This window comes from Roseivirga spongicola, from assembly GCF_034376045.1.
Lineage (GTDB): Bacteria > Bacteroidota > Bacteroidia > Cytophagales > Cyclobacteriaceae > Roseivirga > Roseivirga spongicola.
The window spans coordinates 758855-769752 of the sequence record NZ_CP139724.1 but is presented as its reverse complement, the minus strand read 5'-3'; the positions used below and the strand labels follow the sequence as shown (position 1 = coordinate 769752).

At 40.7% G+C, this 10898-nt stretch carries 11 protein-coding genes; 8 read left to right on the top strand and 3 right to left on the bottom strand.

From position 1 onward, the window contains the following. From T7867_RS03460 to T7867_RS03450, 3 genes are all read left to right on the top strand, one after another. On the top strand, positions 1 to 660 hold the full coding sequence (locus tag T7867_RS03460; RefSeq protein WP_068215794.1) for a response regulator: 660 nt from the start codon (positions 1 to 3) through the stop codon (positions 658 to 660). 90 nt (positions 661 to 750) lie between these two features. Continuing rightward, positions 751 to 1104, top strand: coding sequence for a hypothetical protein (locus T7867_RS03455; RefSeq protein WP_068215793.1), 354 nt, complete (start codon positions 751 to 753; stop codon positions 1102 to 1104). Between the two features lie 163 nt (positions 1105 to 1267). After that, positions 1268 to 1723: a hypothetical protein gene (locus tag T7867_RS03450; RefSeq protein ID WP_157717475.1), complete on the top strand. Its 456-nt coding sequence runs from the start codon at positions 1268 to 1270 to the stop codon at positions 1721 to 1723. Between the two features lie 15 nt (positions 1724 to 1738). Here the strand turns inward: T7867_RS03450 and lpdA are convergent, their stop codons facing one another. Genes lpdA through T7867_RS03435 form a run of 3 tightly spaced genes read right to left on the bottom strand, consistent with a single transcriptional unit; the run spans position 1739 to position 7483 of the window. Continuing rightward, positions 1739 to 3139: a dihydrolipoyl dehydrogenase gene (lpdA, locus tag T7867_RS03445; RefSeq protein ID WP_068215789.1), complete on the bottom strand. Its 1401-nt coding sequence runs from the start codon at positions 3137 to 3139 to the stop codon at positions 1739 to 1741. Positions 3140 to 3175: 36 nt separating this feature from the next. Continuing rightward, positions 3176 to 4726, bottom strand: coding sequence for a 2-oxoglutarate dehydrogenase complex dihydrolipoyllysine-residue succinyltransferase (odhB, locus tag T7867_RS03440; protein WP_068215787.1), 1551 nt, complete (start codon positions 4724 to 4726; stop codon positions 3176 to 3178). 12 nt (positions 4727 to 4738) lie between these two features. Beyond that, positions 4739 to 7483 (bottom strand): 2-oxoglutarate dehydrogenase E1 component, encoded by a 2745-nt coding sequence (locus T7867_RS03435; RefSeq protein WP_068215785.1) that lies wholly within the window; start codon positions 7481 to 7483, stop codon positions 4739 to 4741. 254 nt (positions 7484 to 7737) lie between these two features. Here T7867_RS03435 and T7867_RS03430 point away from each other — a divergent pair, with 254 nt between their 5' ends. The 5 genes from T7867_RS03430 to dapF all read left to right on the top strand — a co-directional run bounded on the left by T7867_RS03430 (position 7738) and on the right by dapF (position 10854). Then, a complete protein-coding gene (locus T7867_RS03430; RefSeq protein WP_068215783.1) occupies positions 7738 to 8298 on the top strand; it encodes a 30S ribosomal protein S16 in 561 nt (186 codons plus the stop codon). Positions 8299 to 8306: 8 nt separating this feature from the next. Further along, complete coding sequence (gene rimM / locus T7867_RS03425) at positions 8307 to 8849, top strand: ribosome maturation factor RimM (protein WP_068215781.1); 543 nt, start codon at positions 8307 to 8309, stop codon at positions 8847 to 8849. After that, positions 8839 to 9516, top strand: a complete 678-nt coding sequence (gene trmD, locus T7867_RS03420) for a tRNA (guanosine(37)-N1)-methyltransferase TrmD (RefSeq protein WP_068215779.1) — start codon at positions 8839 to 8841, stop codon at positions 9514 to 9516. The genes rimM and trmD overlap by 11 nt, the downstream gene beginning before the upstream one ends. A gap of 85 nt (positions 9517 to 9601) precedes the next feature. Next, a complete protein-coding gene (gene rplS / locus T7867_RS03415) occupies positions 9602 to 9961 on the top strand; it encodes a 50S ribosomal protein L19 (protein WP_068218386.1) in 360 nt (119 codons plus the stop codon). A gap of 119 nt (positions 9962 to 10080) precedes the next feature. Then, the gene (dapF, locus tag T7867_RS03410) at positions 10081 to 10854 is read left to right on the top strand and encodes a diaminopimelate epimerase (RefSeq protein WP_068215777.1); all 774 of its coding nucleotides are present in this window, start codon (positions 10081 to 10083) and stop codon (positions 10852 to 10854) included. Positions 10855 to 10898 lie beyond the last annotated feature (44 nt).

Here is a 10898-nt window from a genome sequence, read left to right as displayed (position 1 = left end):
ATGGATACTGTAAGAATCATGTTAGTCGATGATCATAAAATGATCAGAGAGGGTATTAAAACTTACTTAGCAGAAGACGAGAGCTACAAAATTGTAGGTGAAGCAGAAAATGGTATAGACTGCCTAGAGCAGCTCGAGTCTTTGGAAGTAGATTTAGTACTTAGCGATTTGAACATGCCAGAGATGGATGGTTTGGAGTTGGCCAAAGAGTTAAAGTCTAAATTTCCTGATATTAAACTGATTGCACTTACTATGATGGGGGAGAGTCAGCATATTAAACAAATGTTGGCAGAAGGGGCAATGGGCTACTTGCTAAAGAATTGTGGTGAAAGTGAAGTGAAACTCGCTATTCAAAATGTAATGATGGGAGGTACTTATTATAGCCCAGAAGTTACAAGCATTATCATGAATAACATTAGAAAGGTTAAGACCAAATCTAGCAGTAATGTGGCCATGGAAATGCCCCTGACGGATAGAGAGAAGGAAGTTTTGAGGTTAATTCTGAAGGAATATTCGAACCAAGAAATAGCAGATGAGTTGTTCATTTCCGTAAGAACTGTAGACGCACACAAGAGGAATCTTCTTGATAAGACGGGAAGTAAAAATGTAGCTGGTCTCGTAATTTATGCTGTTGACAGACAGCTTTTTGATGATATATAGGAAATAGGTATTTTACCTACTCGATTGAACTAGGTAAATCACCGAGTCTTTCGAGAGGCTCAATTTTGTAATTTTGTTAAAAGCTTCGTAATGCTTATTGGTAAGCAAACGCCACTTAATGATACTCTTCTAGAGGCATTGAAAATTTTCATGCCAAATGCGAGGCTTGTTTCTCCACGTAGCTTCCTTGCGCCAGATTTTATGACTGGCCATTCTAGTGCTGTGGTCTTTGTTAACCTAACAGACCTTACAAACGAGGAGTCAGATATTTTGACCAAGCTGAGAACCCAATTCCCAGGTGTCAAAATAGTAGGAATGCACACGTTTATGGTACCGCAAATGAAAGATCAAATCTTAAATAGAGGGTTTGATGCTTATCTCTCTTTCTTCGACTTTTCTGATGATATCGAAGAAGTTTTAGAGTCTTTTGGTGTTTACTCATAGTAACTCAGTCTTCTTTTTTGGCAGCTTCAGTTCTTGATTCTAGGTTGTCCCATAATGAGAAAGAATCTCAATTATGAACAATTTGTATTTGTTAATCGTCTGATTTTAAAGGTTCTGTGAGTTTGGAGAAGTGTTTGACTTGTTAAGGCAAACAGAGACCAACATGAAAAAGCACTTTCTATTTTGGGGGGCATTAGTGTTCCTATTCAGCGCTTATGGTTGCGCAGACGATGCTTATTTATTTACTGATAAGGAAGAACAAGCTAAGTTAGCTAACCATCAGCAAGCTCTAGTAGGCCAGTGGGTTCTAGAGTCTGAAAATGATACCGAACTTGTCATGGGAATTAAGCCGACTGATTCCGCGCTGACTTTACTTACTCCAACAGGTGAGGCTATTATTGAATCTATCAAACCGCTTGGAGACCTTGGCTTAGTGCTTGAGTTGAGAAATGGTGAAAGTTCAGACAGAATAATGGCCAAGTTTAAGTCTTATCAGAAGACTACACTAGTTTTAATGACTGTTCAGGGAGTAAACTTGGGTATAGAGGCCGAAGTGCCTATGACTTTTAAGAAACTAAAAGAGGAAGCCGTTTTGACAGCTTCCTCTAATGATAAATAATATTATACTGACAGACTATATGTGAAGTGCCCGGTTGTCTGTGGCAGCCAGGCACGCTTCTTTAAACGCCTCTGTGTAAGTTGGGTGAGCGTGAGACATTCTTGCGATATCTTCAGCACTTGCCCTGTATTCCATAGCTACAACAGCTTCAGCAATCATATCTGCTGTTCTTGGGCCAATCATATGTACTCCTAAGATTTCGTCTGTATTCTTGTCAGCTAGCACTTTTACCAAGCCATCGGTATCCATAGAAGCTCTTGCACGTCCTGAAGCTTTGAACGGGAATGAACCTGCTTTGTAGGCTACTCCTTTTTCTTTCAATTGCTCTTCGGTGAATCCTACAGACGCAACTTCTGGCCAAGTATAAACTACTCCCGGTATGAGGTTGTAGTTTATGTGAGGCTTTTGTCCCATAATGGTTTCGGCAACAAATACTCCTTCTTCTTCAGCTTTATGCGCTAGCATGGCGCCTTTGATTACATCACCAATTGCGTAAATGTTATCAGCAGAAGTTTTTAAGTGTTCGTCTACTTCAATTCGGCCTCTATCGTCAGTTTTGATCCCAACGTTTTCAAGTCCTAAACCTTCAGTGTATGGCTTTCTACCAATCGAAACCAAGCAGTAATCGCCCTTAACTTCTACAGTTTCACCTTTCTTGTTTTCAGCCTTAACGGTAACGGTTTTTGCAGTACCTTTTACCTCAGTCACTTTATGGCCTAGGTAGTAGTTGAAACCAAGTTTCTTCAGAGATTTCTTCAACTCCTTGCCCATGGTTTTGTCCATAGAAGGAATTAGGTCGTCCATGAATTCTACCACAGAAACCTCAGCACCTAAACGAGCATAAACTGAACCCAGCTCCATACCGATTACACCGCCACCAATTACGATCATGTGCTTAGGTATTTCTTTAAGTTCTAGTGCTTCAGTAGAAGTGATGATCCTTTTCTTGTCGATTTCAATGAAAGGAAGCGAAGCTGGTTTTGAACCTGTGGCAATAATTACCTTATCAGTTTCAAGTTTAGTCTCCTTACCTTCAGCGTCAGTGACTTTAAGATTGTTTTTGTCGATGAACGAACCAACGCCTGTGTGAACATCGATCTTGTTCTTCTTCATCAAAAAGGCAATACCGTTTACGTTATCTGTAACTACGCCACGCTTTCTTTCAATCATTTGCTCAAGGTTCACTTTTAAATTATCAAGCTGAATACCGTGAGTTTCGAAAGTGTGAGCAGCATTATGGTAATGCTCAGAAGAATCTAATAGAGCCTTTGAAGGGATACATCCAACATTTAAGCATGTTCCTCCAAGTGTATTATATTTTTCAATGATGGCTGTTTTCATGCCTAGCTGAGCGCAACGAATTGCTGCTACATATCCGCCAGGTCCTGAACCAATCACTGTTACATCGTATTTCATTTTGTTGTATTTAGTAGTGAGTACCTAGTATTGAGATTAAATTCCGAGAAGTAGTCTAGTCGGATCTTCAAGTAATTCCTTCACTCTTACCAAGAAGCTGACAGACTCACGGCCATCAATAATTCTGTGGTCGTAAGAAAGGGCTACGTACATGATTGGAAGAATCTTTACCTCTCCATTTACTGCCATTGGTCTTTCCACAATGTTGTGCATTCCTAAAATTGCCGACTGCGGAGCGTTAATGATTGGGGTAGAAAGCATTGAACCGAAGATTCCACCATTGGTGATGGTGAAAGTTCCACCAGTCATTTCCTCGATGGAAAGCTTACCGTCTCTTGCCTTGGTAGCCAATCGGATGATTTCCTTCTCAATTTGATCGAAGCTCATGCTCTCTGCGTTTCTGATTACTGGCACCATCAACCCTTTCGGAGCAGATACAGCAATAGAAACGTCAGTGTAGTCATGGTAAACAATTTCATTACCATCGATCTGAGCGTTTACTGCAGGCCAATCTTTCAATGCCATGGTCACCGCTTTGGTGAAGAATGACATAAAGCCTAAACCAACTTCGTATTTGTCTTTGAACTTCTCTTTGTACTTAGATCTAAGCTCCATGATTGGCTTCATGTTCACTTCATTGAAAGTAGTGAGCATGGCCGTTTCATTCTTCACAGATACTAACCTTCTAGAAACTGTTTTTCTAAGAGAAGACATTTTCTCTCTTCTTTCATCTCTAGCGCCAGCAGCTACAAATGTTGGAGCTGATGCAGGAGCCTCTGACTTAGTTTCTTTCTTAGGAGCTTCTTTGCTCGGGGCTTTAGTATTTTCAGCATCTTCTTTTGTGATTCTGCCGTCTTTGCCTGTTCCTTTAATCTGCGAGGCGTCTAATCCTCTTTCAGCTATAATTTTAGCAGCAGCAGGAGAGGCATGGCCTGTAGCGTAAGTCTCATCTCCGCTTGGAGCAGATGAGCTGGTGCTGGTAGAACCAGTAGCCTCATTTTCAGAAGAGCTTGATGGCGCTCCACCTTCAGTTACTTCAATCTTGCAAATCAAAGCACCAATTTCCAAAGTGCTATCTTCTTCAGCAATAATTCTTAAGATACCATTAGCCTCAGCTGGAAGCTCAAAAGTAGCTTTGTCTGAATCTACTTCAGCAATTACTTCATCGAGTTCCACATAGTCGCCATCAGCTTTCAACCAGCTAGAAATGGTTACTTCTGTGATAGACTCACCAACAGTTGGTACAGTCATTTCCTTCACTTCACCAGTAGACTTAGGCTCGCTTGAACCTTTGTCTTCAGCTGGAGCTGCTTCTTTCTTCTCTTCTTTTAGAGAATCTGAAGAGCCTGAAGCGTCAGTATCAATCAGGCAAACAACATCGCCAATCTCCAAGGTGTCGCCTTCTTCGGCTTTGATGGTTAATTTGCCGGCTGCTTCCGCATTCAACTCGAAAGTAGCTTTGTCTGATTCCAGTTCACAGATTACTTCATCCATCTCAACGAAGTCTCCATCTTTTTTGAACCATTGGGCAATTGTTACTTCGGTAATTGATTCGCCAACGGCAGGAATTTTAATTTCCAAACTCATGATTCTTATGTTTTATGCGAAAGCTTTTTCTATGATTAATTCTTGTTCTTCGGCATGCACTTTGGCAAAACCTGTTGCTGGAGAAGCGCTAGCTTTTCGAGAAATCAGTTTGAGGCTTCTCTCTGGGTATATTCTCTGAATGTAGTTCCAGTAGCCCATGTTTTCTGGCTCTTCTTGCAACCAAACAAAGTCTTCGGCTTTGGTGTACTTGGCCAGAAGATCATTGATTTGTTTCTTAGGGAAAGGATGAAGTTGCTCCAGTCTAATAATGGCAACATCTTTGATTTTATCCTTCTCGCGCTTTTCAATCAGATCGTAATAAACTTTACCCGAGCAAAGCACTACTTTTCTTGCTGAAGCTGGTTTCACTGTATCGTCAGCAATTACCTCTTGGAATCTGCCTGAAGTGAACTCGCTTAAGTCAGAAACTGCCTTAGGGTGTCTCAGTAAAGATTTTGGAGACATTACTACCAATGGCTTTCTAAACTCCCAAGTTAACTGTCTACGCAAAGCATGGAAGAAGTTGGCTGGGGTAGTGATATTAGAAACTACCATATTGTATTCGGCACAAAGCTGAAGATATCTCTCAGGGCGAGCGTTTGAGTGCTCAGGTCCTTGGCCTTCATAGCCGTGAGGTAGCAACAATACAAGGCCGTTCATTCTTTGCCATTTGGTTTCAGAACAAGAAACGAATTGGTCGATCATTACTTGGGCACCATTGGCAAAGTCACCAAACTGCGCTTCCCATATAGTTAACGCGTTAGGGTTAGCCATAGCATAGCCAAATTCAAAGCCCATAACTCCAAATTCAGAGAGAAGAGAGTTGTAGATTTCAAATTTTTGCTCAGCTCCTTCAATATGATTTAAGCTGTTGTATGCTTCGTTAGTATTAGCATCATGTAATACGGCATGTCTATGAGAGAATGTTCCTCTTTGAACGTCTTGACCTGTCAGGCGCACAGGGTTTCCTTCCAAAAGTAAAGTTCCATAAGCAAGGAGTTCACCACCAGCCCAGTTTAGCTGTTTGTCTTTGAAGAACATGTCTTTACGTTGCTTCAATTGTTTCTCAATCTGCTTTATGGGTTTGAAGCCACTTGGAATAGTGGTAAGTGCTTCTGCCACTTTGTTAATTTCTTCCTCTTTAACTCCAGTTTCAGGAGATAGGTCGAAATCTTCTGGTTTAGATCTTCTAAGGTTTCTCCAAGCTTCTTCCAAAGGTTGATATACATACGGTAAAGGTTCTTGTTTTACCATATCTAATCTGTCCTGAAGCATGCTCCTGAACTCTTTGTCCATGTTTTTGGCTAGCTCGCCTTCAACTTCGCCCATTTCAATAAGCTTCTTGTTGTAAACCTCTCTTGGGTTCGGGTGCTTACTGATCTTATTATATAATGATGGCTGTGTGAACTTAGGTTCGTCACTTTCGTTGTGGCCATGCCTTCTATAGCAAACCATGTCAACAAAAATGTCACTACCGAATTTTTGTCTATACTCAGTAGCAAATTGAACACAGAATACCACCGCCTCTGGGTCATCACCATTGACATGAAGTACTGGCGCATCAATCATTTTGGCTACATCGGTACAGTAGACACTTGAGCGAGCATCATCGAAGTCCGTAGTAAATCCAACTTGGTTGTTAATGACAAAGTGAATTGTTCCACCAGTTCTGTAGCCCTCTAACTGGCTCATTTGAACCACTTCGTAAACTACTCCCTGACCAGCAACGGCTGCGTCACCATGAATAAGTACAGGAAGAATTTTAGACCTGTCGTTATCGTATTCGGCATCGCCTTTGGCTCTTACAAAACCTTCAACAACAGGGTTTACCGCTTCTAAGTGTGAAGGGTTCGGAGCTAGTTTAATCTCTACTTTTTCACCAGAAGGAGTATCTACTTGGCTAGAATAGCCCATGTGGTACTTTACATCACCATCACCCATGGTGAGGTCTGGCTTCGCATTGCCTTCAAACTCGTTGAAGATTTGCTCATACGTTTTGCCCATGATGTTGGCTAAAACATTCAGCCTTCCTCGGTGGGCCATGCCAACCATCACTTCTTTTACGCCAAGCTCTGCTCCTTTATTAATTATAGCATCCAAAGCTGGTATAGTAGTTTCGCCACCTTCTAAAGAGAATCTCTTTTGTCCTAAATATTTGGTGTGAAGGAAGTTTTCAAAAACTACGGCCTCATTAAGCTTATTAAGTATGCGCTTTCTTTGTTCCGTAGAAGGTTTGAAGGCTAAAGCCTCCTTTTCAATTTTTTCTCTTAACCACTTGAGCTTTTCAGGGTCTCTTACAGACATATACTCGAAGCCTACCGTGCCTTCATATATGTATTTAAGAGAGTCGATTATCTTTTTAAGTGTAGCTCTACCAATTCCGATTTCGGCACCGCAATTAAACTCAGTGTTTAAATCTGCTTCACTAAGGCCAAAATCTTCAAGTTCAAGAATTGGTTTTCTATCTCGTCTTTCTCTAACAGGGTTAGTTTTAGATCTTAAGTGTGCTCTGGTTCTGTAAGCATGTATCAGGTTTCTTACCTGAACTTCTTTATCAGATACTAGGGCTCCAGAACCACCTTTTTTTGGTTCTTTCTGGTCGCCAGGAAGCATTGGGAAAGACTCTTGTGCGAATTCAAATCCTTCAAAGAACTTTTTCCAGCCTTCTTCAACACTCGAAGGATCTTGAGAATATTGCTGATAGAGCGCCTCTATTGCTTTTGGGTCAGCATTTCCGAGGTAGGAATAATTGCTCATAGGGTGATGTTTTCAATTAATTACGACAAAGGTAAACTGAATGTTTTAAGTAATAAAACCGTGTAAACGATTATACAAATTGAATTTAAATTCAGTTACTTATCTAATCGATTGGTGGTGTAATTGTTTAAGTGTGATAGTTTTTTTATTGCTGATGTGGTTTTAAAGAAAAAGGAGCTATCTTTGCAGTCCTTTTTCGAGACGTGTTCTCAGAAAGAGCGAGGACGTGATCCTCAGAAACCATATAAAAGAAAATGGCAGTAAAAATCAGATTGGCCAGAAGAGGCCGTAAAAGAAGAGCGATGTACGATGTAGTTATCGCTGACGCTAGAGCACCACGTGATGGTCGCTTTATTGAGAAAATTGGAACATACAATCCTAACACCGACCCAGCTACTATCGATATTAATAACGATAGAGCATTCAACTGGTTGATGAATGGAGCTCAGCCTACAGATACTGTAAAGGCTATGCTCTCGTACAGAGGTTTGATGTTGAAAAAACACCTTCAAATTGGTGTTATTAAAGGAGCTTTAACTCAAGAAGAAGCGGATAAGAAATTCGAGGCTTGGGTAGCTGACAAAGAATCTAAGATTCAAGGTAAGGCTGATCAGATTGCTGCAGATAAAGCTGCTGAGAAGAAAGCTAGACTTGAGGCTGAGGCTAAAGTTAGTGCTGCAAGAGCTGAAGCTCTAGCTGCTAAGAAAGCAGAGGCAGAAGCTGCTGCTGCTCCGGCTGAGGAAGCAGAAGAAGGTGCTGAAGAAGCAACTGCTGAGGCTGAAAATACTGAAGCTGAAGGCGAGACTAAAGAATAAGTCAAGTCATGAATATTGATGATTGTTATCAATTAGGTTACATCATCAAACCACATGGTTTAAAGGGTGAGTTACAATTGTTATTAGATGTAGACTCACCTGAAGACTATCAAAATTTGGAATCAGTTTTTGTTCGACAAGGGCAACAGCTGGTTCCTTTTTTTATTGAGTATATCAATGTCAGGTCTGAAAAGGCTATTGTGGCCTTTGATGAAATTCAGGATTTTGAGCAAGCCAAAACCCTAAAAGGGGCAGAGCTTTACTTGCCGCTTTCGGCTTTGCCAGAACCTTCTGGAGATCAATTTTACTTGCATGAGATTGATAGCTTCCAAGTGATTAGCCAGTCCGGTCAGTCTGTGGGGTGTATCAAAAATGTAATAGAGAGTGGTCCTCAGCTTATTCTTGTGGTAGAGAATGTTGGGGGTATAGAAATTCTACTTCCTTACACGGAGTCACTACTAATCAAATTAGACAGAGAAGCCAAAGAGATGCATATCAATATAGCTGATGGTCTGATTGATGTATATACCAACCCAGAAAATGAGGATTGATATCATTACTTGTTTGCCAAAATTGCTTGAGAGCCCTTTCTCTCATTCGATTCTTCAGCGTGCTCAAGATAAAGGTTTGGTAGAAGTTGTGGTGCATGACTTGCGTCAATGGGCTACTAATAAGCAAAAGCAGCTCGATGATTATGCTTATGGTGGTGGTGCTGGTATGGTGATGATGATCGAGCCAATCGACCGATGTATTTCTGAACTAAAAAAAGATAGGGAATACGATGAGGTGATTTACATGACGCCTGATGGAGAGCGATTAGAGCAAGGAATTGCCAATCAGCTATCTCTTAAAAAGAACATCATTATCCTTTGTGGTCATTATAAAGGGGTAGATGAAAGGGTGCGCGAAGCTTTTGTTACTAGAGAAATAAGTATAGGAGATTATGTCTTATCTGGAGGAGAGCTTGCCGCAGCAGTTTTGTCTGATGCTATAATTCGGCTTATCCCTGGGGTGCTTTCGGATGAAACTTCAGCATTGACTGACTCTTTTCAGGATAATTTGCTTGCACCACCAGTTTACACTAGGCCTGCAGAATACAAAGGAATGAAGGTTCCAGAAGTGCTTTTATCTGGCCATCAACAAAAAATTGAAGACTGGCGAGCTCAAAAATCAATTGAGAGAACAAAAGATAGAAGGCCTGATTTACTTGAAGAATAAATTTTCACACAAAACACAGATAATCAAAAACTAATCTCTATATTTGCAGTCCGTTTTGCGGGAAGTGCTTTTAGACGAAGAAATCATGAGCGATCTTATTAAACTAGTAGAGGAAGAAAATAGCGAAAGAAGAGCAGCAATGCCAGCTTTCAATGCCGGTGATACAGTTAACGTACACGTTAAAATCACAGAGGGTAATAAAGAAAGAATTCAGCAGTTCCAAGGAACTGTAATCCAGAGAAAACATGAAGGCACCAATGGTGAGACTTTCACTGTAAGAAAAGTATCTGGTGGTGTTGGGGTTGAAAGAATCTTCCCGATCCTTTCACCAAGCATCGACAAAATTGATGTAGTAAGAAGAGGTAAAGTTAGAAGAGCTAGATTGTTCTACTTAAGAGGGCGTCAGGGTAAAGCTGCTCGTATCAAAGAGAAGCTTTCTAAATAAGCCTTACTATCGCATAAGATATAAAAGCCCCTTTTGGGGCTTTTTTTGTTTTCAGTCAGTCATTTTGTCACAATTCTAAAAAAGGCTCGTTAATTGCACCATCGAGTCAAATTCAAGAAATGGCCACTATTTCATTCTATAAATATCAAGGTACTGGTAACGATTTTGTCATGATAGATAATCGTGACCAGCGCTTCGATAAGTCTAACCTTTCATTAATCTCCCATCTTTGTGACAGACGTTTTGGTATTGGAGCCGATGGCGTAATCCTCATCGAAGAGTCCGCTTCCTCAGACTTCGAGATGATTTATTTTAATCCAGATGGTTCTCAATCTCTCTGTGGCAATGGTAGTCGTTGTGCGGTAATGTTCGCGTGCTTCCTTCAGATTATCGAAGATGAAACTGCCTTCATGGCAATAGATGGCGAGCATACTGCCCGCATAGATGGTGATTTAGTCCATCTCAAAATGCACGATGTGGAGAGTTATGAAGAGATTGGCGAAGATTACCTAATTGATACTGGTTCCCCCCATTATATTAAGTATGTGGAAAGTATAGATACAATAGACCCGATTGCTGAGGGTAGGTCGATTAGATATTCTGAGAGATTTTCAGAGAAGGGTGTTAATGTTAATTTCTTAGAGAAAGTAAACACCAATACCTTGAATATTAGAACCTATGAAAGAGGGGTGGAAGGAGAAACCCTCAGTTGTGGTACTGGATGTACCGCTGCGGCACTTTCATTAGGGCTTCAACAAGAGCTGGCTTCAGTGAATTTACAGGCACAAGGCGGTTTGTTAAGAGTAGACTTTAAAAAGGAGAATGGTAGATTTTCCAATATATATTTAATTGGGCCGGCAAAGGCAGTTTTTCAAGGTCAGATAGAAGTTTAAAGAATTGCTTTAGACCTTCAATAATTAACATCAAGAGACTAACT

Excerpts from the sequence above, each read along its gene's own strand:
- rimM (WP_068215781.1), top strand. The coding sequence starts at position 8,307 with ATGAATATTGATGATTGTTATCAATTAGGTTACATCATCAAACCACAT.
- odhB (WP_068215787.1), bottom strand. The coding sequence starts at position 4,726 with ATGAGTTTGGAAATTAAAATTCCTGCCGTTGGCGAATCAATTACCGAA.
- lpdA (WP_068215789.1), bottom strand. The coding sequence starts at position 3,139 with ATGAAATACGATGTAACAGTGATTGGTTCAGGACCTGGCGGATATGTA.
- dapF (WP_068215777.1), top strand. The coding sequence starts at position 10,081 with ATGGCCACTATTTCATTCTATAAATATCAAGGTACTGGTAACGATTTT.
- trmD (WP_068215779.1), top strand. The coding sequence starts at position 8,839 with ATGAGGATTGATATCATTACTTGTTTGCCAAAATTGCTTGAGAGCCCT.
- T7867_RS03435 (WP_068215785.1), bottom strand. The coding sequence starts at position 7,483 with ATGAGCAATTATTCCTACCTCGGAAATGCTGACCCAAAAGCAATAGAG.
- T7867_RS03450 (WP_157717475.1), top strand. The coding sequence starts at position 1,268 with ATGAAAAAGCACTTTCTATTTTGGGGGGCATTAGTGTTCCTATTCAGC.
- T7867_RS03455 (WP_068215793.1), top strand. The coding sequence starts at position 751 with ATGCTTATTGGTAAGCAAACGCCACTTAATGATACTCTTCTAGAGGCA.
- rplS (WP_068218386.1), top strand. The coding sequence starts at position 9,602 with ATGAGCGATCTTATTAAACTAGTAGAGGAAGAAAATAGCGAAAGAAGA.
- T7867_RS03430 (WP_068215783.1), top strand. The coding sequence starts at position 7,738 with ATGGCAGTAAAAATCAGATTGGCCAGAAGAGGCCGTAAAAGAAGAGCG.
- T7867_RS03460 (WP_068215794.1), top strand. The coding sequence starts at position 1 with ATGGATACTGTAAGAATCATGTTAGTCGATGATCATAAAATGATCAGA.